Origin of the sequence: Streptomyces ipomoeae 91-03, from assembly GCF_000317595.1 — a bacterium.
Taxonomy (GTDB): Bacteria; Actinomycetota; Actinomycetes; order Streptomycetales; family Streptomycetaceae; genus Streptomyces; species Streptomyces ipomoeae.
In genome coordinates this window covers 1-23,990 of the sequence record NZ_AEJC01000260.1, presented here as the reverse complement: position 1 = coordinate 23,990, position 23,990 = coordinate 1, and the positions used below count along the sequence as shown (strand labels likewise).

Below are 23,990 nucleotides of genomic sequence, written 5' to 3'. Positions count from 1 at the left end.
GGCACGGGTACTGGCCCACTTGACGTTCCGGGGCCCCGACCACGCCCTCGGCCCAAACCACAACCACAACCTCACCCCCGAGCACGGGCATGCCCACGACCAGGAGCATGCCCAGGGCCAGGCCCCCGGGCCGAAGCGACAAGGCATATCCACCCCCGGCGGCGATGACGCCCGGGGCATATCCGCCCCGGGTGACGACGACGCCCGCCCCGCCCCCGGCAACCCCGCAAGCCCTCCCCTCACCGGCGCTCCCCCCGCCCCCGGGGATGACGCCGAGGCCGACCTCGCCAACCCCCGTTCCGCCGCGCTGGCCGCAGGCCTCACCGCCGAGTTGGCGCGTGAGGAAGCGGCGGCCCCGGCGGCCGACGCCGGTCAGACCGGACCCGGCGCCTCCGAACCGCAGGGCCCGGACCGGGCGCTGTGGGACGACGGCCTGTTGCCGCTGTTCCCGATGCAACCGCCCCGCACCGGCCGCGAACTGCTCGCCGAGCACATCACCGCGATGGTCTGCTGCGCGGCGATGGACACGGCCGGCGCGACCCCCGCCCTCGACTGGCTGGACGGCCCCTCCCTCCTGGTCAACGGCCAACGGGCCGCCGACCTCACCCCCCGGATCCTCACCCTCGTGGAGGACGGCGACCCCGCCCCCCTCCGCGACTGGCTACGCCACCTCGGCGTCCGCCCGGAGAAACCGGTACGCCTGGTCTGATTCGTGCACCCCGGGCGACGGACTCCCCAGCTGGACGGACTCCCCAACTCTCCATCCGGAGCGTCCTGTTCCACTCTCACCAATTAACAACGAACGGTGACGGAATGGGTGCGTAATGTGATGTGCTGGGACCGTTCGCGTACTCAGTAAGAGCTTGCGACAGCTCACGGGGGCACGAGGGAGGGGAGAACTCATGAGCTCGGAGCACTCGGACGGCTCAGACCACTTGCACCACTTGCGCCACTTGGACCACGCAGAAGACGCAAGCCACGCACGCCATGCAGGCAACGCACAAGAATCAGGCGCCGCAGACCGCTCGAAGCACCGCATCCGCCGCTGGGAATCAGGCGCGATGGCCCACGCCGTGACGGACCCCTTCGGGCAGGGCCCGGTCCCCTGGCTGCGCGGCAATGTGACGTACTTCGACGACACCGGCCAGATCATCCCCTGGTACGTGGACCAGGCCCCACCCGAGTCCCGCACCGGAAAAGCCACCGGCCCCCGTGTCCCGGCCCCCCGCTCCTCGCCCGGCGGCCCCCGTTCCGCCGATGACGTCCAACGCCAGATCAAGGGGTTCACGGCCACCGGCGCCGCCGCGCCCGGTGAGTCCATCGACTTCCACATCACCGTGGACCCGCCCCAGGAATTCGGCGTCGACATCTACCGCATCGGCCACTACGCCGGCGACGGCGCCGCGAAGATCACCACCAGCCCCCGCCTCTCCGGCATCGTCCAGCCGCCGCCCCTCACGGCCGACCGCACGGTCTCCTGCCACCACTGGTGGCTGTCCTGGCGCCTTCAGATCCCGAGCTACTGGAACACCGGCGCGTACGTGGCGGTCCTCACCACCGCCGACGGCTACCGCTCCCACGTACCGTTCACCGTCCGCGACGACCGCCCGGCCGACCTGCTGCTCGTACTCCCGGACGTCACCTGGCAGGCGTACAACCTGTATCCGGAGGACGGCCGCACGGGCGCCAGCTTCTACCACGCCTGGGACGAGGACGGCCGCCTGCTCGGCGAGTCCGACGCCGCGACCACCGTCTCCTTCGACCGCCCGTACGCCGGTGCCGGCCTCCCCCTCCACGTCGGCCACGCCTACGACGTCATCCGCTGGGCCGAGCGCTACGGCTACGACCTCGCCTACGCCGACGCCCGCGATCTGCACTCCGGCCGCGTCGACCCCACCCGCTACCGGGGGCTGGTCTTCCCGGGCCACGACGAGTACTGGTCCACGCGGATGCGCCGTACCGCCGAGATCGCCCGTGACAGCGGCACCTCGCTCGTCTTCCTCTCCGCCAACACCATGTACTGGCAGGTGGAGCTGAGCCCGTCCCCGTCCGGCGTCCCCGACCGCCTCCTGACCTGCCGAAAACGTCGGGGTCCCGGAAAACCCGCACTGTGGCGCGAAATCGACCGCCCCGAGCAGCAGTTGATGGGCATCCAGTACGAGGGCCGGGTCCCCGAACCCCACCCCCTGGTCGTGCGCAACGCCGACCACTGGCTCTGGGACGCGACCGGAGCCCACGAGGGCGACGAACTGCACGGCATGGTCGCCGGCGAGGCCGACCGCTACTTCCCGCGCACCCCGCTCCCCGAGCACCAGGGCCGCATACTCCTCGCCCACTCCCCGTACCGGGACGCCGCAGGCGCCCTCCGCCACCAGGAGACCTCCCTCTACCGGGCCCCCTCCGGAGCCTGGGTCTTCGCATCCGGAACCTTCGCATGGTCCCCGGCCCTGGACCGCCCCGACCACGTGGACACCCGCATCCAACGAGCCACCGCCAACCTCCTGGACCGCATCTGCAAACGCGACTGAGCCCCCGCGCAGAACGCCACTGAGCCCCCTCGACACGCCCGCCACCCCCATCCCGACCACAGCCCCTGGCCAAGATCGACCGTCCCGATGCGGGACAATCGAGCCACTTGGACATCACCACGGGGAGGAACCGTGTCCGGATTCGTAGAAAAGCCCGAGCCGATTCAGGTTCCGGGCCTGGTGCATCTGCACACCGGCAAGGTGCGCGAGCTGTACCAGAACGAGGCGGGCGACCTCGTGATGGTCGCCAGCGATCGACTGTCCGCGTTCGACTGGGTACTGCCGACGGAGATCCCCGACAAGGGGCGCGTCCTCACGCAGCTTTCCCTCTGGTGGTTCGACCGGCTCGCCGACCTGATCCCGAACCACGTCCTGAGCACCGAACTCCCGCCGGGCGCCCCCGCCGACTGGGAGGGCCGCACCCTCATCTGCAAGTCCCTGCGGATGATCCCGGTGGAGGCCGTCGCCCGCGGCTATCTCACCGGCTCGGGCCTGCTGGAGTACAACGACTCCCGTACGGTCTGCGGCCTCGCCCTCCCCGAGGGCCTGGCCGACGGCTCGGAGCTCCCGGCGCCGATCTTCACCCCGGCCACCAAGGCCGCCGTCGGCGAACACGACGAGAACGTCTCCTATGAGGAGGTGGCCCGCCAGGTCGGCGCGGAGACCGCCGCCCAGCTGCGCCAGGCGACCCTCGCCGTGTACAGCAGGGCCCGTGACATCGCCCGCGACCGGGGCATCATCCTCGCCGACACCAAGTTCGAGTTCGGCTACGAGGACGACACCCTCGTCCTCGCCGACGAGGTCCTCACCCCGGACTCCTCCCGCTTCTGGCCGGCCGACCAGTGGGAGCCCGGCCACGCCCAGCCGTCCTTCGACAAGCAGTTCGTACGCGACTGGCTGACCTCCGCCGAGTCCGGCTGGGACCGCAGGAGCGAGCAGCCCCCGCCTCCGCTGCCCGACCACGTCGTCGAGGCGACCCGCGCCAAGTACATCGAGGCGTACGAGCGTCTGACGAGCATCAGCTGGTCACAGCCGTAGCCGTAGCCGCACGAACGCCCCCCCGGGAAACCGGGGGGGGCGTGTCGCGAGCAACCGGGGGCAGGCCCTGAGCAACCGTGAGCCCGGAAGACCCGGGAGACCCGGGCCATGAGAAAACCCCGGCCCATCGGGCCGGGGTTTCACTGGAGCGGACGACGAGGCTCGAACTCGCGACCTCAACCTTGGCAAGGTTGCGCTCTACCAACTGAGCTACGTCCGCAGTGCGCCGTGGCGCGAGAGCAACTATACCCAACCTCGCTCACGCGCGAGCCGCACGGCCGCATGACGGTTCTCCACGCCGAGCTTGGAGACGGCCGACGACAGATAGTTCCGTACGGTCCCCTGGGACAGCGCGGCCCGCTCGGCGATCTCCGCGACGGGCGCCCCGTCGGCGGCCAGTTCCAGCACCTCGGCCTCCCGCGCGGTCAGCGGCGAGTCCCCGGAGGAGATCGCGTCGGCCGCCAACTCCGGGTCGACGTAGCGGTTTCCCGCGTGCACGGTACGGATGATCTCGGCGAGCCGCTGCGCGCTGACGGTCTTGGGGACGAACCCGCGCACACCCGCCTCAAGCGCCCGCTTCAGATGCCCCGGCCGCCCATGACCGGTGACGATCAGCACCCGGCACCCGGGCAGCTCGGCCCGCAGCGATGTGGCCACCTTCACACCGTCCGCCCCGGGCATCTGCAGATCCAGCACCGCCACGTCCGGTTCATGCGCCCGCGCCATCGCCAACGCCTCGGGCCCGCTGGCCGCCTCCGCGACCACCACCAGATCGTCCTCCAACGCCAGCAACGCGGCCAGCGCCCCCCGGATCAGATGCTCGTCATCGGCGAGCAGCAGCCGCACGGGCCGCCCGGCCTCCGATACGGCGGTCACGACGCGACCTCCCGTACGACACCCGCGCCGGCCGCGACCGACGCGCCCCCCGAGGCCAGCGGCACCCGCGCCACCACCCGGAACGCCTCCCCACCAGCCACCGGCCCCGCTTCCAGGACCCCGTCCACAATCGCCAGCCGCTCCCGCAGCCCAGCGAGCCCGGACCCGGCCCCGACCGACCGGGAACCAACCGACCCGCCACCAGCCGACCCGTCCCCGACCGGCCCGTCCCCGGACCCCCGTATCCCGTCGTTCTCCACGGTCAGCACCACCTGCCCCTCCGTCACCCGCAACGTCACCGCGCACTGCCCGGCGTTCCCGTGCCGCAGCACGTTGGTCGCCCCCTCGCGCACCACCCAGGCGAGCGCCGACTGAACCTCACCCGGCAGCCCCGACGTATCCACCGCCCCGTCGACCGAGCAGTCGATGCCGGCCGCCTCCAGCACACCCTGCGCCCCGGCGAGTTCCACCCCGAGGTCGGCCTCGCGATAGCCGCGTACGACTTCGCGCACCTCCCGCTGCGACTCCTGGGCGATCCGCTGGACCTCGATCATCTGCTCGACGGCCTCGGGCCGTTCCCGGCGGGCCAGCTGGATGGCCAGTTCGCTCTTGAGGGCGATGACCGCGAGGTTGCGGCCGATCACGTCGTGCAGATCGCGCCCGAAGCGAAGCCGTTCCTCGGCGACGGCGAGACGGGCACGGGTCTCGCGGGCGGCGTCGAGTTCGTAGACGGCCTTGAGGAGCCAGACGGAGAAGACGGCGGTGAAGGCGAAGAACGAGGTGCCAAGCAGCACGCCGATCGCCACGGCCAGCGCGTCGGTCACGGTGGCGCCCAGGACGAGGCCCAGGATCCAGGAGCTCACCGAGAAGCCCGCGACCAGGTACAGCACGCTTCGCCGACTGCGGATGCCGAGCGCGATCCCCCCGACGCCGAAGATCATCACGCCCCCGAACATCCCGCCCAGCGCGGTGGCGGCGTCCTCGACGGCCTCGCGGCCGGCCAGCACGAACGCGGCGCCCCCGATCAGCATGCTGGCCACCGCGACCGCCCACATCAGCCGCAGGGGCTGGTCGCGCCTGCCCCGCACCCAGTCGAGCGCCCGGGCACCGGTCACCGCACAGAGCGTGCCGTGGACGCACAACAGCGCGAACAGCCAGCCCGCGTGAGGCATGGGCACCTTGCCGAAGAGCGGCAGCCCGAACGCGACGACCTCGAACAACGGGAACGAGTGGAACGACCATCGCGTGTACGTCTCCACCTTCGCCGGGGTGGTCTTCCCCCGCCACCAGGCCACCGGCCCCCGCATCCCCCAACTCCCCTCATCGGCGCGGTTCCCAGCGGAACCACCGCCGTACAGCAAACACCGCGAGCACGGTCCAGGCCAGCGCGGTGGCGACGGCGCCCAGCGCCTCGTACGCCGACAGGTCACCGGTCCAGCCGCCGCGCACCAGCGTGATCACGGGGCTGAGCGGCAGCAGTTCGCAGACGGAGGCCACGCGGTCGGGCAGCACTTCGAGGGGGACAGTGATGCCCGAGCCGAGCACCGCCACGAACATGAACGGCAGCGAGGTCACCTGGGCGCTCTCGGCCGTACGGCTGAAGCTCGCCGTGACCCCCGCCAGCGCCACACACATCACGACACCCAACAGCACGCCCAGCACGGCCAGTTGGGGCGCGGGCGGGGCCTCGACATCGAGCAGGACCGTGCAGCCGACCGTGACGAGCACGCACTGCGCGAGCCCGATGCCGACGGCGGGCAGCGCGGCGCCGACCAGGATCTCCGGGTCGCGCAGCTCACCGGTGCGCAGCCGCTTCAGGACGAGTTCCTCACGGCGTACGACATAGACGTTGGTCAGGGCGGTGTAGATCGCGAAGAGCAGTGAGAAGCCGATGGCGGCGGGAAGGATGACCGTCGCTACGCTCAGCCCCTCCTTCTCCAGCTCCATGTCGTCCGTCGCCGACCGCACACTGAGCGGCAACAACAACGGCACGAGCACCGCGGTGATCAGCGTGGCCCGACTCCGCCCCAGCAGCGTCAGCTCGGCGCGGGCGAGGGCGGCCAGACGGCTCTTGACGGTGGTCGCACCAGTACCGGCACCGGCACGCGTACCCGCACTCGTGCCCGTACGCATGCTTGTGCTGCTTGTGCTGCTTGTGCTGCTTGTGCTGCTTGTGCTGCTCATGCGGCTCATACGGCCGACTCCTCCTTCCGGGCCTCGGCGGCGGCAGCCGTCTCCCGGGCGATCCGCAGAAACGCCTCCTCCAGCGAGGCCGACCGCACCTCAAGCCGCCCCAGCTCGACCCGCGCCCGCTCGGCCCACACCAGCAATCCCGTGGCGGTCCGCTGAAGTTCGTTCGTGCGGAGCAGCACCGAGCGGCCGTCGATCTCGTGCCCGGTGACGCCCAGGGAGGCGAGGGGCGGCAGGTCGCCGAGGAAGTAGCCGTCGGGGAGGTCGAAGGAGATACGGGACGGCTGGGAGGCGGTCACCTCGGCCGGGGTGCCGGTCGCGGCGACGCCGCCCTCGTGGAGGATGGCCAGCCGGTCGGCCAGACCCTCCGCCTCCTCCAGGTAGTGGGTGGTGAGCAGCACGGTCGTACCCCCGTCGCGCAACTCCCGTACCAGCTCCCAGGTGTCCTGACGGCCCTCCGCGTCGAGCCCGGTGGTCGGCTCGTCCAGGAACAGCACCTCGGGCCGCCCGAGCAGCGCGAGCGCCAGGTCGAGGCGCCGCTTCTCACCCCCGGACAACTGCTTGACCCGTACGTCGGCCCGCCGCCCCAGCCCTACGATCTCCAGCGCCTCCCCGACCGGCCGGGCCCCGCTCGTGCAGCCCGCCCACATCCGTACCGTCTCCGCGACGGTCAGCTCGGAGGGGAAGCCGCCCTCCTGGAGCATCACGCCGATCCGGGGCCGTACGGCGGCCCGCTCCGTGTAGGGGTCGTGCCCGAGCACCCGCACGCGCCCGCCGGACGGCGGGGCAAGCCCCTCCAGCAGCTCGACCGTCGATGTCTTCCCCGCCCCGTTGGTGCCCAGCAGCGCGAAGAGTTCCCCCTTGCCGACGGAGAACGTGATCCCCCGCACGGCTTCGAAACCGCCCCCGTACACGCGCCGCAGGTCGGTGACCTCGATCACGTTCTCGTGATCGTGACTGCTCACGCCCTCGTGCCCGTTCGTCTTCATGCCTTCAGCGTCCCGGCGCCTCGGCTCGGGTAGCAGTGCCCGGTGTCACCACTCGGCATGACAAATGTCAGAGCCCGGAGTCAGGCACACAAGAAAACCCCGGCCCATCGGGCCGGGGTTTCACTGGAGCGGACGACGAGGCTCGAACTCGCGACCTCAACCTTGGCAAGGTTGCGCTCTACCAACTGAGCTACGTCCGCATTGCCTCCGACCGGCTCCCACCGATCGGCGCGGGCACCATCCTACCTGATCGAAAGCGTGATCAGACCGGTGATGCAGAGCGGGTGACAGGAATTGCACACTGCGCCTTCCCCCTGGAAGGGGGTTGTTCTGCTACTAAACTACACCCGCGTAACTCCGATGAGCTGGGCTTTTTCGGCCTCGCCCGTCGGTGTGCTCCAGACTCTAGCCGACTGGGAGGGGTGCAACGCAAGTCGGTTCTCGTGGGAGGCGGATGACCGGTCGTCGACCCACGTCCGGCTGGTCATCCGCCCCCGACTCATCGGGACCACGGCACTCGCCGATGCCCCCGGCACCCATCGGAACCGGCGGCACTCACCGCAGCCCCCGGCGCTCACCGAAGCCGGCGGCACTCACCGGCCCCACGGCTCACTGCGCCGCGGTGAACGCCTCGTACACCTTCTTCGGGATGCGGCCACGTGCCGGGACCTCCATCTTGTTGGCCTGGGCCCAGGCGCGGACCGCCGCCGGGTCCGGGGCGACCTGGGTCTGCTTGTACGCCTTGCCCGACTTCGACCGCTTGCGACCGGCCTCGACGTACGGCGCGAGCGCCTTACGCAGTTTCTCGGCATTGGCTTCATTGAGGTCGATCTCGTACGACTTGCCGTCGAGTCCGAAGGCGATCGTCTCCGCCGCTTCCGAGCCGTCGATGTCGTCGGAGAGAGTGACCACGACACGCTGCGCCACGAATATCGGTCCCTTCGTACGACATCTCTCCGTTGGCGTGCCCTTACGCCCGGGGATGTCGGTTGTCCGGCTGTTATTTGGGCAAAGTATCGGCTATTGCCAATTCATTTGTACAGGCCCCGGCATTGCAATGTGAGACAGACTTAATCCGTCCGCGCGTCCGTCGCGCAATAGGGTGCGGAGATCTTTCCATGAACTTTTCCCGGAGAGGATCACTCCATACGGGATCGGATACGGGGTGGGTTACCGGATCCGATACCGGATCGTGACCGCCGTCGCCGCCGATCACCACTGATCGCGACCGAATCGCCACTGATTGCGAGTGAATCGCCGCTGATCACTTCTGATCGCCGTTGAATCATGGCTGATCATGCCGATTCCCTGTAGTTTCCTACGAATCTACCCGCGTAGAAATTTTGTGCGGGTAGTCTGAAGACACCTGTAGGAGAGCCTGTGGGAACCAGCTCAGCACCACAACACCGGGAGTGCCAGTGGCACGCGTCGTAGTCGACGTCATGCTCAAGCCGGAGATCCTCGACCCCCAGGGCCAGGCGGTGCAGCGCGCGCTGCCGCGCCTCGGTTTCGAGGGCATCTCCGACGTACGTCAGGGAAAGCGATTCGAACTGGAAGTTGACGGACCGGTGGACGACGCCGCGCTCGCCCGCATCCATGAACTGGCGGAATCCTTCCTCGCGAACACCGTGATCGAGGACTTCACCGTCAAGGTCGAGGAAGTCGCGGAGGCGGGAAAGTGACCGCTCGTATTGGCGTCGTCACATTTCCGGGAAGCCTCGACGACCGGGACACGCAGCGTGCGATCAGGCTCGCCGGCGCCGAACCCGTCGCTCTCTGGCACAAGGACAAGGGCCTCCACCAGGTCGACGCGGTGGTGCTGTGCGGCGGTTTCTCCTACGGCGACTATCTGCGCGCCGGTGCGATCGCGCGCTTCTCGCCGGTGATGGAGACGGTCATCGACCAGGCGAAGGCCGGCCTCCCGGTCCTCGGCATCTGCAACGGCTTCCAGATCCTCACCGAGGCCCACCTCCTCCCGGGCGGGATGCTCGGCAACGACCACCTCCACTTCATCTGCCGCGACCAGAAGCTGCGGGTGGAGAACGCGAGCACGGCCTGGACGGTCGACTACGAGGCGGGCCAGGAGATCCACATCCCGCTGAAGAACATGGACGGCCGGTACGTCGCCGACGAGTACACGCTCGACAAGCTGGAGGCCGAGGGACGGGTGGCCTTCCGCTACCTCGACTTCAACCCCAACGGCTCGCTCCGCGACATCGCCGGCATCACCAACGAGGCGGGCAACGTCGTGGGCCTGATGCCGCACCCGGAGCACGCCGTCGAGCCGATCATCGGCACCGGCCGCACCGACGGTCTCCCCTTCTTCACCTCGATCCTCAAGAAGCTGGTCAACGCATGAGCCGGACGCCTCTGGACACGGTCGAGCACGCGGCCGCGACCCCCGACGTCGAGCTGCCCTGGGCCGAACTCGGCCTGAAGAAGGACGAGTACGAGCGGATCGTCGAGATCCTGGGCCGCCGCCCGACCGGCGCCGAGCTCGCCATGTACTCGGTCATGTGGTCCGAGCACTGCTCGTACAAGTCCTCGAAGGTCCACCTCCGCCAGTTCGGCGAGAAGGCCCCGCAGTCCGACGCCCTGCTCGTCGGCATCGGCGAGAACGCGGGCGTCGTCGACGTCGGCCAGGGCTACGCGGTCACCTTCAAGGTCGAGTCGCACAACCACCCGTCGTACGTCGAGCCCTACCAGGGCGCGGCCACCGGTGTCGGCGGCATCGTCCGCGACATCATCGCGATGGGGGCCAGGCCGGTCGCCGTCGTCGACCCCCTCCGCTTCGGCGCGCCCGACCACCCGGACACCAAGCGCGTCCTCCCGGGCGTCGTCGCCGGCATCGGCGGCTACGGCAACTGCCTGGGCCTGCCCAACATCGGCGGCGAGGTCGTCTTCGACGCCTGCTACCAGGGGAACCCGCTGGTCAACGCCGGTGCCATCGGCGTCATGCGGCACGAGGACATCCACCTCGCGAAGGCCTCCGGCGCGGGCAACAAGGTCATCCTGTACGGCGCCCGCACGGGCGGCGACGGCATCGGCGGCGCGTCGATCCTCGCGAGCGAGACCTTCGACGACGCGAAGCCGAGCAAGCGCCCCGCGGTCCAGGTCGGCGACCCCTTCCAGGAGAAGCTGCTCATCGAGTGCACCCTGGAGGCGTTCCAGGAGAAGCTGGTCGTGGGCATCCAGGACCTCGGCGCGGCCGGCCTGTCCTGCGCCACGTCCGAGCTGGCCTCGAACGGCTCCGGCGGCATGCGCGTCACACTCGACGACGTACCGCTCCGCGACTCCACGCTCTCCCCCGAGGAAATCCTCATGAGCGAGTCGCAGGAAAGGATGTGCGCGGTCGTCGAGCCGGAGAAGGTCGACCGCTTCCTGGAGATCTGCGCGAAGTGGGACGTCATCGCCACCGTCATCGGTGAGGTGACCGACGGCGACCGCCTGGAGATCTACTGGCACGGCGGCAAGATCGTCGACGTCGACCCGCGGACCGTCGCCCACGAGGGCCCGGTGTACGAGCGCCCGTACGCCCGCCCGTCCTGGCAGGACGAGCTCCAGGCGGACGACGCGAACAAGCTGCCGCGCCCGGAGACGAGCGAGGAGCTGCGCGAGCAGGTCCTGAAGCTGGTGGCCTCGCCCAACCAGGCCTCCAAGCAGTGGATCACCTCCCAGTACGACCACTTCGTGCAGGGCAACACGGTCCTCGCCCAGCCCGAGGACTCCGGCATGATCCGCGTCGACGAGGAGACCGGCCTCGGCGTCGCCATCGCGACCGACGGCAACGGCCGCTACGCCAAGCTCGACCCGTACACGGGCGCGCAGCTGGCGCTGGCGGAGGCGTACCGGAACGTGGCGACGACCGGCGCCAAGCCGCTCGCCGTCTCCGACTGCCTGAACTTCGGCTCGCCCGAGGACCCGGCCGTGATGTGGCAGTTCGCGGAGGCCGTACGCGGTCTGGCGGACGCCTGCCAGCAGCTGGGCACCCCGGTGACCGGTGGCAACGTGTCCCTCTACAACCAGACGGGCGAGGTGGCGATCCACCCCACCCCGGTGGTGGCGGTCCTGGGCGTCATCGACGACGTGACCCGCCGCACGCCGGTCGCCTTCCAGGAGGAGGGGCAGTTGCTCTACCTCCTCGGCGACACGCGCGAGGAGTTCGGCGGCTCGGCCTGGTCCCAGGTCGTCCACGACCACCTGGGCGGTCTGCCCCCGGCCGTCGACCTGGAGCGCGAGCGCCTGCTGGCCGAGATCCTGATCTCCGCCTCCCGCGACGGCATGATCGACTCGGCCCACGACCTGTCCGACGGCGGTCTGATCCAGGCGGTCGTCGAGTCGGCCCTGCTCGGCGGGAAGGGGGCGCGCCTGATCGTCCCCGACGGCCTGGACGCGTTCACGTTCCTCCTGTCGGAGTCGGCGGGCCGCGCTCTCGTGGCCGTCCCCCGCTCCGAGGAGGTCCGCTTCAACGACATGTGCGGCGCGAGGGGCCTGCCGGCCACGCGCATCGGTGTCGTCGACGGAGACACCGTGGACGTCCAGGGCGAGTTCACGCTCACCCTGGATGAGCTGCGCGAGGCCCACGAGGGCACGATCCCGGCGCTGCTGGCGTAGAGCCCGGTCGTACGACGGCGAAGGCCGCCGCTCCAGGTATCCCTCGTGTGCCTGGGGCGGCGGCCTCACGTCATGTGCGGTGCGGGGTCAGCTGACGACCTTGAGCGTGCGGGGGAAGCCGACGTTCTTGGCTGCCTTGTAGACGCTCCTGATGTCCGACGGCTTCAGCTTGATGCAACCGGCCGACTTGTAGTCGCTGTTGCCGTCCCAGCGCGTCGCCTCGGTGTTGCCCTGGTTGCCGTCCTTCTTCATCTCGCTGTGGATGAAGAGTTCGTCGCGCAGGGTGCCGCCGGGCTTGCACCTCTTGTCGGACAGCTGGAAGGCGTAGCCCTTGATCAGGGACCCGTTGTAGTTGGTGTTGTACCGCTTGATCTCGTACGTGCCGTTCGGCAGCCAGCCCTTGTTCTTCTTGCAGCTGTCCGTGGTGGTCCCCGAGCCGGCCCGCCACGAGGCGACCTTCTGGGCGGGCTTGTTGGGCTGCGTCTTGACCAGAATGAGACGCGAGTCCGTGTTCGTCTTCTTGTCGAACACGAAGTGGTACTTGATCGCCTGCGCCCCGCTGGGCGCCGCCTGGGCGGGTGTCAGTCCGGCGATGAACCCGCCGAGTGCGAGAACGCTGCCCGCGACGGCAACTCGCTTGCCCATACGCATGGTTGTTCCTCCCGTTGTGTCGACCGTGTGCAGATCCGTGCTCATCCGCTCAGCACGAGGTAACGGTCCCAGCGGCCGTGGAGCGGGGGCCACGACTTTCGACGGGCCTCAAAAGACCCTGCTCACCCCGGTCGGAGCAGTGCCGCGCCGGTCGGGGTGAGGGTGTGCAGCACGGTGTTGGCGTTGCGGTGGCTGGTGACGAGGCCCGCGTCGCGCAGCACGGTCGTGTGGTGGGTGGCCGTGGCGGGTGAGATCCCCAGGATGCGGGCCAACTCCGAGGTGGTGGCCCCGCAGGCGACGGTGCGCAGCACGGCCGCCCTGGTCCGGCCGAGCAGCATGGCCAGGGGCGCGTCGTCGTCGGCCGGGCGCTGGGGCGTGGGCGCCGGTGTGTGGTGCAGCGGGTAGACCAGGACGGGGGGCAGGTCAGGGTTGGCGAGTGAGGTCGGGGTGCGCCAGCAGAAGTACGAGGGGAGGAGGCGCAGTCCGCGCCCGTCGAGGTGCAGGTCGCGGTCCCCGCGGTAGTCGACCTCCAGCACCGGGGGCCGCCAGCGGATTCCGGGTGCGAGGCCGGTGAGCAGGCCGTCGACCCCGCCGTCGAGGAACGCGCGGGTGCGAAGGGCGCGTTCGTTGTCGACGCGGGCCTGGATGGTGTCGAGGTGCGGGGCGAGCACCGCCTCGTAGTAGGCGCGAAGGGCCGCGGTGAACTCCCGACGGGACTCCGGCTCCGCGAGCCGGGTGACCCACGCGGGCGCCCCGACGACTCGACGGAGGGTCTCCGTCTCGTCCCGCACACGGGCGGGCGGTGTGTCGAGGATGGCCGACAGACCGTCGTCCAGGCCCTCGTTCCCGGCGTGCGGGGTCAGGAAGTCGGGGAAGTAGACCGCGCGTGGCAGTACCGGCATCAACAGCTTCTTCACCACGGTGCCCAGCGGGGTGCCGGCCAGGGCGGGCCGGGCGTCGTGGAACCAGTGGGCGTAGGCCAGGCGTCCTGTCCTGCTCTGCAGGCGGTGCAGGCTGTGCGTGATCTCCCAGAGCGGGTCCGGACCCGCCGCCACGCGCAGCCGGGCCAAGTCCTCCGATCCGAAGTGAATACGTAACACGCCGAACGTCCCCCGTTCGTCCCGTGCCGTGTGCCTGTGGTGTGGGTCAGCCCCCGTGACTGTCCGCGTACACGACACTTGCTTCAGGATTCAGGGCAGAGCATGCGGGCGGTGCACAGGACGGACCAAAGCGGCGCGACAGGCGCACCGGATTCGTTTCGGACGTGTTGTGGATGTTGCCGCACCTTGTGTGGAGGCCCTGGAGTGAGTGGGGTTTTCCTGCGCGGGCATCCTGCCCGGGCGCGGGCGGGACGTCGTCGGTGGGTTCAGGTTCAGGCGGCGCGGTCCCGGCAGGCGTACGCCGTACGCCCCGCGCCCGTGGCGCCGTGCACGGCCCCCACGGCGACGGGCTTCTCGGCGGGGCACCGACACCGGACGCGGATCCGGGTCCAGGCGCAGGCGTTCGGCGGTGACCGGACCCCATGCGGCCCGGCACGGCGGGGCGCACCGACTTGGGCGCCGTGTGGTGGGCCTCCTCCACCTGCGACGGCGAACCCGCGGTACGCACCCTCACCGTCTCCTACTCGTACGTCGAAACGATCGGCCCCCGCATCCGCGCCCTCTCCAGGGCCTACGTCGACCACATCACCGCCGCCCGCGACTGCGGCGACATCACATTCCCAGCCCCCTCCGCCTTCCCCACCGAATAGGCTCGCGACCATGCCCCCGGCCAAGAAACGCCCCCGCGCCTACGACCCCGCCAAGACCCGCACGGCCGTGCTGGCCCAGTTCGGGAACGTACGGGAGGCCGTGGGCACCCTCACCCCCGAGCAGCTGGCCCTGCCCACCCGGCTCGGCGCCTGGACCGTACGGGACCTGGCCGCGCACATCACCATGGCCGTCGACAGCGTCAGCCGGGCCCTGGAGCGGCCCGAGCCCGCCAAGGGCGAGCTGAACATGCTCGACTACGCCTCCGTGAGCGCCCGGTACGCCGACGCCGTCGCCGAGGCCGGCCGCACCCTGGCCGAGGCCAACCCCGACCTCACCGCCCTCTACGCCCGGGTCGGCCAACGGATCACGGACGCCCTCGACGCGACCCCACCAGGCCGCCTCATCGACACCCGCGCCGGCGGCATGACCCTCGACGACTACCTCCTCACCCGCACCCTCGAACTCGCCGTCCACACCGACGACCTGAACGCCGCCGTCCCCGGCCTCGACATCCCGTACGACCGCCAGACCCTCGCCACCTGCGTCCGGCTCCTCGCCGACACCCTCGCCGCGCGGGCGCCCGGCGGCTCGACGGAGGTCCGGATCCCGCCGTACGCCGTCGTGCAGTGCGTGGAGGGGCCGAGGCACACCCGAGGCACCCCGCCGAACGTCGTCGAGACCGACCCCCTGACCTGGGTCCGCCTCGCCACCGGCCGCCTGGACTGGGCCACCGCCCTGGACGAGGCCAAGGTCACGGCGAGCGGCGGACGGGCCGACCTCGGCAAGCTGCTCCCCGTGATCAGCTGAGCCCCTTCCCCAGGGGCTCCCGCTCTCCAAGGGCTCCCGTTCCTCAACGGCTCATCGAAATCGGCGTGGAACCGCCCACCCACCCCACCCGTCCCACCGGCATGGACAAGCGACTGACCCTCACCGCCCTGGCCCTGCTTCCGCTTCCGCTGCTCGCGGCCTGCGGCACCGAGTCGGCCGACGGCTCCGGCAGCAGCAACGTCGGATCGGGCACGACGAAGTCTTCCTTCACCGGCATCCGCTGGACCGTCGACAGCCTGACCGTCGGCGGGAAGACCGAGCAGGCCCCCGACAGCGCGTACCTGAAGATCAGCGACAAGGGCGAGGTCGACGGCAACTACGGCTGCAACACCTTCGGCTCGACCGCCGCCATCGAGGGCGACCGCATCGACTTCGAGACCACCATGTCCACCGAGATGGCCTGCGGTGACGTGAACATGAAGTTCGAGCGGTCCCTCGCCGCCACCCTCGACACCGGAGAACTCACCGCCGAGTCGGGCGACGGCAAGCTCACGCTCACCTCGGAGAAGGGCGACACCATCAAGCTGAGCGAGGAGAAGCCCGCCGAGCTGTACGGCACCAAGTGGAAGGTCAACGCCCTCCTCGAGCAGGACGTGGCCGGCTCGCTCCCCGAGGGCGCCGACGGCAAGGCCTGGCTGACCCTCGACAAGAAGGCCGGAACCATCAGCGGCACCCTCGGCTGCAACAAGGTCTCCGCCGAGGCGACCGTGAGCGAGGACCGGATCACCCTCGGCAACGCGCGCACCACGCGCCGGATGTGCTCCGACTCACTCATGGCCGTCGAACGCAGCCTGCTGGACTTCTTCAAGGGCACGGTGACATATCGGATCGATCACCGCACCATCACGCTGACCAGCGAAAACAACACGGGCTTCACCGCAGTCGCGGACAAGTGACGGGCACCGGACCACAGTCGGGGACAGGGGCGGGCGAGATCAGCGGATTCGGACCGGTGCGCGATCTCGCCTACACTCGGTGGTGTGCCACGTGGTGACGGACGACTCAACCACGACCTTCTCCCCGGCGAGAAAGGCCCCCAGGACGCATGCGGCGTCTTCGGTGTCTGGGCCCCGGGCGAAGAGGTCGCCAAGCTCACGTACTTCGGGCTCTACGCCCTCCAGCATCGGGGCCAGGAATCCGCGGGTATCGCGGTCAGCAACGGCTCCCAGATCCTCGTCTTCAAGGACATGGGCCTGGTCTCCCAGGTCTTCGACGAGACCTCGCTCGGCTCCCTCCAGGGTCATATCGCGGTCGGTCACGCCCGCTACTCGACCACCGGCGCCTCCATCTGGGAGAACGCCCAGCCCACGTTCCGTGCCACCGCGCACGGCTCCATCGCGCTCGGCCACAACGGCAACCTGGTCAACACCGCCCAGCTCGCCGAGATGGTCGCCGACCTGCCCAAGCAGGAGGGCCGTACGCCCCGCGTCGCGGCCACCAACGACACCGACCTGCTCACCGCGCTCCTCGCGGCCCAGGTCGACGCCGACGGCAAGCCGCTGACCATCGAGGAGGCCGCCCACGCGGTCCTCCCGCAGGTACGCGGCGCCTTCTCCCTCGTCTTCATGGACGAGCACACCCTCTACGCCGCCCGCGACCCGCAGGGCATCCGCCCGCTGGTCCTCGGCCGCCTCGAGCGCGGCTGGGTCGTCGCCTCCGAGAGCGCCGCCCTCGACATCACGGGCGCCAGCTTCGTCCGCGAGATAGAGCCGGGCGAGTTCATCGCCATCGACGAGAACGGCCTGCGCACCTCCCGCTTCGCGGAAGCGAAGCCCAAGGGCTGTGTCTTCGAGTACGTCTACCTGGCCCGCCCCGACACCGACATCGCCGGCCGGAACGTGTACCTCTCCCGCGTGGAGATGGGCCGCAGGCTCGCGAAGGAAGCCCCCGTCGAGGCCGACCTCGTCATAGCGACCCCGGAGTCCGGCACCCCGGCGGCGATCGGCTACGCCGAGGCGAGCGGCATCCCGTTCGGCGCCGGCCTGGTCAAGAACGCGTACGTCGGTCGTACGTTCATCCAGCCTTCCCAGACGATCCGCCAGCTCGGCATCCGTCTGAAGCTGAACCCGCTCAAGGAAGTCATCAAGGGCAAGCGTCTGGTCGTCGTCGACGACTCGATCGTCCGCGGCAACACGCAGCGGGCGCTCGTCCGCATGCTCCGCGAGGCGGGCGCGGCGGAGGTCCACATCCGGATCTCCTCTCCCCCTGTGAAGTGGCCCTGCTTCTTCGGCATCGACTTCGCCACCCGCGCCGAGCTCATCGCCAACGGCATGACCATCGACGAGATCGGCACCTCTCTCGGCGCCGACTCCCTGGCGTACATCTCCATCGACGGCATGATCGAGGCGACCACCATCGCCAAGCCGAACCTCTGCCGCGCCTGCTTCGACGGCGAGTACCCGATGGAGCTGCCGGACCCGGAACTGCTCGGCAAGCAGCTGCTGGAGACGGAGCTGGCCGCCGGCCCGGCCGCCACGGCCGCCGCCGACGCGATCCGCCGTCCGTAAGTCCGCCCGTACCCCCTGCTTACTGCCGCAGTACGACACGAAAGTTCTCACCGTCATGTCTGAGACAACTGGTGCCAGCTACGCAGCCGCGGGCGTCGACATCGAGGCGGGCGACCGCGCCGTAGAACTCATGAAGGAGTGGGTGAAGAAGACGCAGCGCCCCGAGGTCCTCGGCGGCCTCGGCGGTTTCGCCGGCCTCTTCGACGCCTCCGCCCTCAAGAACTACGAGCGCCCGCTGCTCGCCTCCGCCACGGACGGCGTCGGCACGAAGGTCGACATCGCTCGCCGGCTGGGCGTCTACGACACCATCGGCCACGACCTGGTCGCGATGGTGATGGACGACATCGTGGTCTGCGGCGCCGAACCGCTGTTCATGACCGACTACATCTGTGTCGGCAAGGTCCACCCCGAGCGCGTCGCCGCCATCGTCAAGGGCATCGCCGAGGGCTGTGTCCTCGCCGGCTGCGCCCTGGTCGGCGGCGAGACCGCCGAGCACCCCGGCCTCCTCGGCCCGGACGACTTCGACGTCGCCGGCGCCGGCACGGGCGTGGTGGAGGCGGAGCGGCTGCTGGGCCCGGATCGTATCCGTAAGGGTGACGCGGTGATCGCCATGGCGTCCTCAGGCCTTCACTCGAACGGGTACTCGCTCGTCCGTCATGTACTGCTGAACCAGGCCAACCTCTCCCTGGACACCGAGATCGCCGACCTCGGCCGCCCCCTGGGCGCGGAGCTCCTGGAGCCCACCAAGATCTACTCCCTGGACTGCCTGGCCCTCACCCGTACGACCGAGGTCCACGCCTTCTCCCACATCACCGGCGGCGGCCTGGCCGCCAACCTGGCCCGTGTGATCCCCGACACCCTCCACGCCACGGTCGACCGCTCCACCTGGACCCCGGCCCCGATCTTCGACCTGGTCGGAAAGACGGGCCAGGTGGACCGCCTGGAGCTGGAAAAGACCCTGAACATGGGCGTGGGCATGATCGCCATCGTCCCCCAGGAGTCGGTGGATGTGGCCCTGACCACACTGGCGGACCGCGGGGTGGAGTCCTGGCTGGCAGGCGAAATCACGGACCGGGCAGACCACGCCACAGGCGCGGAACTGCTGGGCGACTACGCACGAGGCTGAGCGGCAGGGCGCCCCTGATGGGCCGAAGGCCCAAAAGGGGCGCGGGACTGTATCGATATGCGGCTCCACCGCGTGGCACGACCAGCCACAACGCACCCGCACCCGCCAAACAACAGCAGCCCCCGAGCTACTAGGCGCCCAAACCAACTACCGGGCACCCAAAACGCAACGGCAGCACAAAACCCTGGCCCGGCTGCGCCGAAACGCACCGGACCAGGGAAGGCACGGCTAAGCTGCCGCAGGCATCACGCTCCGCGGCGATGCGACGCGGGACCGGACTCATCGTCCTCTTCGTCCTCGTCGTCGCTGTTGTACAGCTCCGCGTACCGCGCGTACGGGTCGTCGTCGTCCTCGTCGTCCTCGAACGGCTCGCCGTTCGGAGGCTGGCTCGAAGTCGATGCGCCCAGCTCGCTGGCCAGACGCGACAGGTCAGTCCCACCGCTGTTGTACTTCAGCTGGCGGGCGACCTTCGTCTGCTTGGCCTTGGCCCGGCCGCGCCCCATGGCTCGACCCCCTCGGTGACGGGGCTCGATGGCCCCAGAGTCTTGACACGCGTTCATGATCTGGAACGGGCTCTCCGTGGAGAGACCGGTCCGTAGGGCTTCCACGGTACCTGAGCCCGCGCCCATACGGTACGTCGCCCGCATGACGTGCCTGCGCCCAGAACCTGCGAGGAGCCCCGTCCCCGCTGGTCAACGGTGATTTTAACCGTTTCTTGGCGGACGACCCGCCGGTCGGAGTGAGAGTTCTCTCCAAATCCACCGGCGGGTACCGGCCGAAGTCGTGCGACCCTCGCGCGCAAGGGCCGCACGACCGCCGCGCGGAGGCTCAGTGCCCGCGCTGCGCGGTGGCTCCGCGCCCGCGTTCCGCCGAGGCCTCGTGCATCCGCTGCTCGGCGATCCGGTCGGCCGCGGCAGCCGGCGGGATGCCATCCGTCTTCGCACGTGCGAATATCCCGAGCGTGGTGTCGTAGATCTTCGCGGCCTTCGCCTTGCACCGCTCGAAGTCGAACCCGTGGAGCTCGTCGGCGACCTGGATGACCCCGCCGGCGTTCACGACGTAGTCCGGCGCGTAGAGGATGCCGCGGTCGGCGAGGTCCTTCTCGACGCCCGGGTGCGCGAGCTGGTTGTTGGCGGCGCCGCACACCACCTTGGCGGTGAGCACGGGCACCGAGTCGTCGTTGAGCGCCCCGCCGAGCGCGCAGGGGGCGTAGATGTCGAGCCCCTCGACGCGGATCAGCGCGTCGGTGTCGGCGACCGCGGAGACCTTTCCCGGGTGCCGGTCGAGGATCCGCCGTACGGCCTCCTCCCGGACATCCGTGATCACGATCTCGGCGCCCTCCGCCCGCAGATGCTCCACGAGGTGGTGGCCGACCTTGCCGACGCCGGCGATGCCCACTCGGCGCCCGCGCAGCGAGGGGTCGCCCCACAGGTGATGGGCGGAGGCCCGCATGCCCTGGTAGACGCCGAACGCGGTGAGGACCGACGAGTCGCCGGCCCCGCCGTTCTCCGGCGAGCGGCCCGTCGTCCAGCGGCACTCGCGTGCCACGACGTCCATGTCGGCGACATACGTGCCGACGTCGCAGGCGGTGACGTACCGGCCGCCCAGCGAGGCCACGAACCGCCCGTAGGCGAGCAGCAGCTCTTCGGTCTTGAGACGGTCGGGATCCCCGATGATGACGGCCTTGCCGCCGCCGTGGTCGAGCCCGGCCAAGGCGTTCTTGTACGACATCCCGCGCGCGAGGTTCAGCGCGTCGGCGACGGCCTCGGCCTCGGTGGCGTAGGGGTAGAAGCGGGTGCCACCGAGGGCGGGGCCCAGCGCGGTGGAGTGGATGGCGATGACGGCCTTGAGGCCGCTGGCCCGGTCCTGGCAGAGCACGACTTGCTCGTGACCGCCCTGGTCCGAGTGGAACAGGGTGTGCAGGACGCCGTCGGATACGTCGGTCACTGTGGTGACTCCTGGGTGATCAGAGGCGAGTGGAGACGGGCTCCCGTACGGGTGGCGGGGGCTGTGGGCATGAGAGTAGAGCCTGTGACGGCCGGACATGGGCGCAGCCACGGGACCACCCCCTCCTGGAGTACGGCCGTGGTGCGGTCCGTACAGCTTTCGTGCCCGCTTGTGAGGGGATTCCGCAGGTTTCCCCCGGTGCTCTCGGGGGAGGGAGCAGGCGTGCCCAAGGTGTCCTCGGTGATCGTCCCGTACGCGTCCTACCTCCGCGTCTACGAGCCGCTGGCCGCCTTCCCCGAGCCCGAGCGCAGCCACTGGGCGCGCTACGCCCGCCGTACCGACCGGCCCTCCTACCAGGACGAGCTGCGCCGCTCGCTCGCGGACCTGGTGCCGATCCCGCCCATTCCGGTGCCGGTGCACGAGAGCAGCGACGCCTTCGTGCTGGAGGTCGACGGGACGGTCTGCGTCTGCCCCTGGCGCACCCGGCTGCGCGGCTGGCAGGCACTCGGCGATCTGGCCGAGGAACTGCCCGCCCCGGTCCTGGACGCGGTGCTGCCACCACTGGTGCGCCGGCAGGCCAGCCAGGACTACGAGCGCTGGATGGCCCGCAACCCCGACGCCCGCCCGTGGATCCGCACCTCCACCTGGCACGTCCCGCTGAACTGGTTCGTCCTCGTCTCGGACGAGGAGCGGACGTACGAGAAGGGCACCGGCGAGACCTCGCCCGTGCTTCGCTATCGCACTCCCATGGTGCAGGCGCGGCGGCGCGTGGCGCGCGGGCTGCGGGCCCTGCGGGAGACCCTCGACGAGGGGCCACTGATCGACGGCCTGATCGATGTGGGCCGCTGGCTGGAGGAGTTCCACCCGCGCTCGCTCGTCGAGCTGGACTACGGCGGGCTGGTGCACGTCCTGCCCGCCACCGAGCTGGACGGCGATCACTCGGCCGCCGACGTGGCCGAGGGCATCGAGGCCCTGCGCACCGGGGACGGTCTGGCCGCCGGGGAGGCGTACGGACGTCTGGTCGAACGCTGGCGGGCGGTACGGGACCGGCGCTCGGCGAACTGAGGCGACTTCCTCGACATCGACTTGCTCGACATCGACTTGCTCGACACCTGACCCGAGACCTGAGTCGGATGAACGTCCCAGCCGTACTTGTGACTTGTGGGGCCCATGAGAAAAGGCTTTCCACATAGGCTGAAGCATGGTGAACTGTCCACCCTTGGCCCAAGCTTGACGCACTGAAGTTCCATAGGGGCGTCATCGTGGGACGTAGGCCCCGATCCGGGCTTTTCCGTCAAGCAGTAGTCAAGCGTGACGGATTGCACTTACGAGGGCCTTGCCTCTTACGCACCTCCTCATGCCAAAATAGGACAAGGAGTCCGGGGGAGGCTCCATCTGCCCACCTATGGGCGGAATCTCAGCATTGCACGCTTTGGGGGGTCTCGTGACTCCTGAGCGCCACTGTGACTGATCGTCACAGCGGCGTGACTGTCCGCTATGACATGGTCCATCGGCATCCGTCGCTGATGAACACCTGGGAGGGCAATTCCATCGGTTTGGCCGACGCGGCTGGACAGATGGTGTAGTTGTAGTGCCGAGGACAAGCCGTTCGTCCTATAACCGACTCGACTCGCGTCCGCCATTTCGGGCAACGCGGGTCAAGGTGCAGAATTTAGAGGAAAGAACCGAGAAGGTTCGGTTCTCCCGAGGAGGCCGCTCATGACCGCTCGCACCCCTGATGCCGAGCCGCTGCTGACCCCGGCTGAGGTCGCCACCATGTTCCGCGTCGACCCCAAGACGGTCACGCGGTGGGCGAAGGCCGGCAAGCTCACATCCATCCGCACGCTCGGCGGACACCGCCGTTACCGCGAGGCTGAGGTCCGCGCACTGCTCGCGGGTATTCCGCAGCAGCGCAGCGAGGCCTGACAACTGCATAACAGGGCATCTCGACTGGTCCCCCAATCGGCCGAGACGCCCGAATCCGCAGCTCAGCACCACCGCTCAGCTGCACCACCGCTCCAAGCGACGCGGGCCCTGCCCCAACAGGTCCCACGCCCGAGCCACACCGGGCTTTTCACAAGGGTGCGTCGTCGATCGCGCTGGACTCCGCCGGGTCCAGCGCGATTTTTTTGTGCCCGGGGGTGGGGGCTGGGGTTCGAGAAGGGGTGCCCGAGGTTCGGCGTGTGTGCCCGGGGTTCGGGAACGCCGGGTTGTGGGCGGGTGTGTGAGCGGGACTGTCGGACTCTGGGGAGGGCTGTCGGATCTCCTGTGTGGGCCCTCCGAGACTGGTGCAATTGCACATATTAAATTGACCAGTTGTAGGAGCCCGGTAAGAGTAGACCTTCGGGAAACTTCTACAGTGACACCCGTCACATGTCGTGCTGCTTGTTGCGGACGCCTTACCTGCGGTAGGGCGGACGGGAGTTGAGGGGCGGACATCTCCTTGTGGGCGTGTTCCCCGATCCTGCTACCTCACGCCTGCCGAGCGCCCGGGGGCGCGCCGGAGCGCGCTGAGGCGTCCTGGGGGCGCGCGGCAGCCCGGCTTACGCCTTGGAGGGGCTCTCGTCGTCCGCGGGGCCCTCGACGCCGTCCTCGGCGGCCGTGGCGGGCTCCGTCGCCAGCCGCAGCAGCCTGTGGCAGATGGGGCAGTGGCGGGTGAGGTGCCGGTACGAGGAGGCGGCCGACAGATGCGCACGGAGCAACGCGCGGGTCTCATGCCGGGCGGAAGCCGCCATACGCCACCTCCAGGGTCGAAGAGCCCTGCTGTCTGAAGTACCGACGGAATGTGACCCCGTCAACCCCCAATGCTCCGCTTGGGGCAGGGCGCCCAGTAGCTCGGGGGAGTGGGGTGGCCGGCGGCGGCGGGGGCGAGACACGTGGGCGCCGCACACGAAAGAGGCCCGCATCCTCAACGAATGCGGGCCTCTCACGATCAGACGAAGAGG

22 protein-coding genes, 3 tRNA genes and 1 pseudogene are annotated in these 23,990 nt (G+C 69.7%); 13 read left to right on the top strand and 13 right to left on the bottom strand.

Annotated features, from left to right (window positions below; all coding sequences use genetic code 11):
- The 3 genes and pseudogenes from STRIP9103_RS51535 to STRIP9103_RS17125 form a co-directional block, all read left to right on the top strand.
- Window positions 1-709 (top strand): annotated as a pseudogene (locus STRIP9103_RS51535) (hypothetical protein); the annotation flags it as partial.
- Between the two features lie 352 nt (window positions 710-1,061).
- A complete protein-coding gene (locus STRIP9103_RS17130) occupies window positions 1,062-2,528 on the top strand; it encodes a N,N-dimethylformamidase beta subunit family domain-containing protein (protein WP_009313488.1) in 1,467 nt (488 codons plus the stop codon).
- Between the two features lie 132 nt (window positions 2,529-2,660).
- Window positions 2,661-3,566 (top strand): phosphoribosylaminoimidazolesuccinocarboxamide synthase, encoded by a 906-nt coding sequence (locus STRIP9103_RS17125; protein ID WP_009313468.1) that lies wholly within the window; start codon window positions 2,661-2,663, stop codon window positions 3,564-3,566.
- Window positions 3,567-3,710: 144 nt separating this feature from the next.
- On the opposite strand, the gene STRIP9103_RS17120 is transcribed toward STRIP9103_RS17125, so the two are convergent.
- From STRIP9103_RS17120 to STRIP9103_RS17085, 8 genes are all read right to left on the bottom strand, one after another.
- Window positions 3,711-3,786 (bottom strand) — tRNA-Gly (locus STRIP9103_RS17120).
- 23 nt (window positions 3,787-3,809) lie between these two features.
- Window positions 3,810-4,442, bottom strand: a complete 633-nt coding sequence (locus STRIP9103_RS17115; protein WP_009313492.1) for a response regulator transcription factor — start codon at window positions 4,440-4,442, stop codon at window positions 3,810-3,812.
- A complete protein-coding gene (locus STRIP9103_RS17110) occupies window positions 4,439-5,749 on the bottom strand; it encodes a sensor histidine kinase (protein ID WP_009313458.1) in 1,311 nt (436 codons plus the stop codon). Before STRIP9103_RS17110 ends, STRIP9103_RS17115 begins: the two co-directional genes overlap by 4 nt.
- A gap of 13 nt (window positions 5,750-5,762) precedes the next feature.
- On the bottom strand, window positions 5,763-6,575 hold the full coding sequence (locus STRIP9103_RS17105; RefSeq protein ID WP_048820438.1) for an ABC transporter permease: 813 nt from the start codon (window positions 6,573-6,575) through the stop codon (window positions 5,763-5,765).
- A gap of 56 nt (window positions 6,576-6,631) precedes the next feature.
- Window positions 6,632-7,621 carry an ABC transporter ATP-binding protein gene (locus STRIP9103_RS17100; RefSeq protein WP_009313465.1) on the bottom strand — a complete coding sequence of 330 codons (990 nt, stop codon included), beginning with the start codon at window positions 7,619-7,621 and terminating at the stop codon, window positions 6,632-6,634.
- Between the two features lie 124 nt (window positions 7,622-7,745).
- Window positions 7,746-7,821, bottom strand: a tRNA-Gly gene (locus STRIP9103_RS17095).
- Window positions 7,822-7,900: 79 nt separating this feature from the next.
- Window positions 7,901-7,972 (bottom strand) — tRNA-Gly (locus STRIP9103_RS17090).
- A gap of 258 nt (window positions 7,973-8,230) precedes the next feature.
- Entirely contained in the window at window positions 8,231-8,548 is a 318-nt protein-coding gene (locus tag STRIP9103_RS17085) for a histone-like nucleoid-structuring protein Lsr2 (protein WP_009313460.1), read from the bottom strand.
- A 491-nt stretch (window positions 8,549-9,039) separates the two neighbouring features.
- On the opposite strand from STRIP9103_RS17085, the gene purS reads away from it, so the two are divergent.
- Genes purS through purL form a run of 3 tightly spaced genes read left to right on the top strand, consistent with a single transcriptional unit; the run spans window position 9,040 to window position 12,235 of the window.
- Window positions 9,040-9,303 (top strand): phosphoribosylformylglycinamidine synthase subunit PurS, encoded by a 264-nt coding sequence (purS, locus tag STRIP9103_RS17080; RefSeq protein WP_009313473.1) that lies wholly within the window; start codon window positions 9,040-9,042, stop codon window positions 9,301-9,303.
- Window positions 9,300-9,980: a phosphoribosylformylglycinamidine synthase subunit PurQ gene (gene purQ, locus STRIP9103_RS17075; protein ID WP_009313475.1), complete on the top strand. Its 681-nt coding sequence runs from the start codon at window positions 9,300-9,302 to the stop codon at window positions 9,978-9,980. The genes purS and purQ overlap by 4 nt, the downstream gene beginning before the upstream one ends.
- Complete coding sequence (gene purL, locus STRIP9103_RS17070; RefSeq protein ID WP_009313462.1) at window positions 9,977-12,235, top strand: phosphoribosylformylglycinamidine synthase subunit PurL; 2,259 nt, start codon at window positions 9,977-9,979, stop codon at window positions 12,233-12,235. Before purQ ends, purL begins: the two co-directional genes overlap by 4 nt.
- 87 nt (window positions 12,236-12,322) lie before the next feature.
- Here purL and STRIP9103_RS17065 read toward each other — a convergent pair whose 3' ends face one another.
- Together STRIP9103_RS17065 and STRIP9103_RS17060 are read right to left on the bottom strand one after the other, a co-directional pair.
- Window positions 12,323-12,886 (bottom strand): L,D-transpeptidase family protein, encoded by a 564-nt coding sequence (locus STRIP9103_RS17065; protein ID WP_009313470.1) that lies wholly within the window; start codon window positions 12,884-12,886, stop codon window positions 12,323-12,325.
- 122 nt (window positions 12,887-13,008) lie between these two features.
- The gene (locus STRIP9103_RS17060; RefSeq protein WP_009313494.1) at window positions 13,009-13,986 is read right to left on the bottom strand and encodes an ArsR/SmtB family transcription factor; all 978 of its coding nucleotides are present in this window, start codon (window positions 13,984-13,986) and stop codon (window positions 13,009-13,011) included.
- A 422-nt stretch (window positions 13,987-14,408) separates the two neighbouring features.
- Here STRIP9103_RS17060 and STRIP9103_RS17055 point away from each other — a divergent pair, with 422 nt between their 5' ends.
- The 5 genes from STRIP9103_RS17055 to purM all read left to right on the top strand — a co-directional run bounded on the left by STRIP9103_RS17055 (window position 14,409) and on the right by purM (window position 19,098).
- Window positions 14,409-14,636, top strand: coding sequence for a hypothetical protein (locus STRIP9103_RS17055; protein ID WP_009313482.1), 228 nt, complete (start codon window positions 14,409-14,411; stop codon window positions 14,634-14,636).
- Window positions 14,637-14,646: 10 nt separating this feature from the next.
- Window positions 14,647-15,444, top strand: coding sequence for a maleylpyruvate isomerase family mycothiol-dependent enzyme (locus STRIP9103_RS17050; RefSeq protein ID WP_009313484.1), 798 nt, complete (start codon window positions 14,647-14,649; stop codon window positions 15,442-15,444).
- Between the two features lie 101 nt (window positions 15,445-15,545).
- Window positions 15,546-16,361 (top strand): META domain-containing protein, encoded by an 816-nt coding sequence (locus tag STRIP9103_RS17045; protein ID WP_048820440.1) that lies wholly within the window; start codon window positions 15,546-15,548, stop codon window positions 16,359-16,361.
- An 84-nt stretch (window positions 16,362-16,445) separates the two neighbouring features.
- On the top strand, window positions 16,446-17,972 hold the full coding sequence (gene purF / locus STRIP9103_RS17040) for an amidophosphoribosyltransferase (protein ID WP_009313477.1): 1,527 nt from the start codon (window positions 16,446-16,448) through the stop codon (window positions 17,970-17,972).
- A 55-nt stretch (window positions 17,973-18,027) separates the two neighbouring features.
- Complete coding sequence (gene purM, locus STRIP9103_RS17035; protein WP_009313490.1) at window positions 18,028-19,098, top strand: phosphoribosylformylglycinamidine cyclo-ligase; 1,071 nt, start codon at window positions 18,028-18,030, stop codon at window positions 19,096-19,098.
- 245 nt (window positions 19,099-19,343) lie between these two features.
- On the opposite strand, the gene STRIP9103_RS17030 is transcribed toward purM, so the two are convergent.
- Both STRIP9103_RS17030 and STRIP9103_RS17025 read right to left on the bottom strand, forming a co-directional pair.
- Window positions 19,344-19,601, bottom strand: coding sequence for a DUF3073 domain-containing protein (locus STRIP9103_RS17030; RefSeq protein WP_048820436.1), 258 nt, complete (start codon window positions 19,599-19,601; stop codon window positions 19,344-19,346).
- Between the two features lie 325 nt (window positions 19,602-19,926).
- Window positions 19,927-21,045, bottom strand: coding sequence for a Leu/Phe/Val dehydrogenase (locus tag STRIP9103_RS17025; protein WP_009313464.1), 1,119 nt, complete (start codon window positions 21,043-21,045; stop codon window positions 19,927-19,929).
- A 222-nt stretch (window positions 21,046-21,267) separates the two neighbouring features.
- On the opposite strand from STRIP9103_RS17025, the gene STRIP9103_RS17020 reads away from it, so the two are divergent.
- Window positions 21,268-22,110: a hypothetical protein gene (locus STRIP9103_RS17020; protein WP_009313485.1), complete on the top strand. Its 843-nt coding sequence runs from the start codon at window positions 21,268-21,270 to the stop codon at window positions 22,108-22,110.
- A gap of 654 nt (window positions 22,111-22,764) precedes the next feature.
- Window positions 22,765-22,971 carry a developmental transcriptional regulator BldC gene (gene bldC / locus STRIP9103_RS17015; protein ID WP_003949541.1) on the top strand — a complete coding sequence of 69 codons (207 nt, stop codon included), beginning with the start codon at window positions 22,765-22,767 and terminating at the stop codon, window positions 22,969-22,971.
- A gap of 617 nt (window positions 22,972-23,588) precedes the next feature.
- On the opposite strand, the gene STRIP9103_RS17010 is transcribed toward bldC, so the two are convergent.
- Window positions 23,589-23,780, bottom strand: coding sequence for a DUF6274 family protein (locus tag STRIP9103_RS17010; protein ID WP_048820435.1), 192 nt, complete (start codon window positions 23,778-23,780; stop codon window positions 23,589-23,591).
- Window positions 23,781-23,990 lie beyond the last annotated feature (210 nt).

Bases quoted from the DNA above. Each gene is read 5' to 3' on its own strand.
- purM (WP_009313490.1), top strand. From the start codon at position 18,028: ATGTCTGAGACAACTGGTGCCAGCTACGCAGCCGCGGGCGTCGACATC.
- STRIP9103_RS17045 (WP_048820440.1), top strand. From the start codon at position 15,546: ATGGACAAGCGACTGACCCTCACCGCCCTGGCCCTGCTTCCGCTTCCG.
- STRIP9103_RS17065 (WP_009313470.1), bottom strand. From the start codon at position 12,886: ATGCGTATGGGCAAGCGAGTTGCCGTCGCGGGCAGCGTTCTCGCACTC.
- purL (WP_009313462.1), top strand. From the start codon at position 9,977: ATGAGCCGGACGCCTCTGGACACGGTCGAGCACGCGGCCGCGACCCCC.
- STRIP9103_RS17100 (WP_009313465.1), bottom strand. From the start codon at position 7,621: ATGAAGACGAACGGGCACGAGGGCGTGAGCAGTCACGATCACGAGAAC.
- STRIP9103_RS17030 (WP_048820436.1), bottom strand. From the start codon at position 19,601: ATGGGGCGCGGCCGGGCCAAGGCCAAGCAGACGAAGGTCGCCCGCCAG.
- STRIP9103_RS17105 (WP_048820438.1), bottom strand. From the start codon at position 6,575: ATGCGTACGGGCACGAGTGCGGGTACGCGTGCCGGTGCCGGTACTGGT.
- STRIP9103_RS17050 (WP_009313484.1), top strand. From the start codon at position 14,647: ATGCCCCCGGCCAAGAAACGCCCCCGCGCCTACGACCCCGCCAAGACC.
- STRIP9103_RS17130 (WP_009313488.1), top strand. From the start codon at position 1,062: ATGGCCCACGCCGTGACGGACCCCTTCGGGCAGGGCCCGGTCCCCTGG.
- STRIP9103_RS17055 (WP_009313482.1), top strand. From the start codon at position 14,409: ATGCGGCCCGGCACGGCGGGGCGCACCGACTTGGGCGCCGTGTGGTGG.
- STRIP9103_RS17110 (WP_009313458.1), bottom strand. From the start codon at position 5,749: ATGCGGGGGCCGGTGGCCTGGTGGCGGGGGAAGACCACCCCGGCGAAG.
- STRIP9103_RS17010 (WP_048820435.1), bottom strand. From the start codon at position 23,780: ATGGCGGCTTCCGCCCGGCATGAGACCCGCGCGTTGCTCCGTGCGCAT.
- bldC (WP_003949541.1), top strand. From the start codon at position 22,765: ATGACCGCTCGCACCCCTGATGCCGAGCCGCTGCTGACCCCGGCTGAG.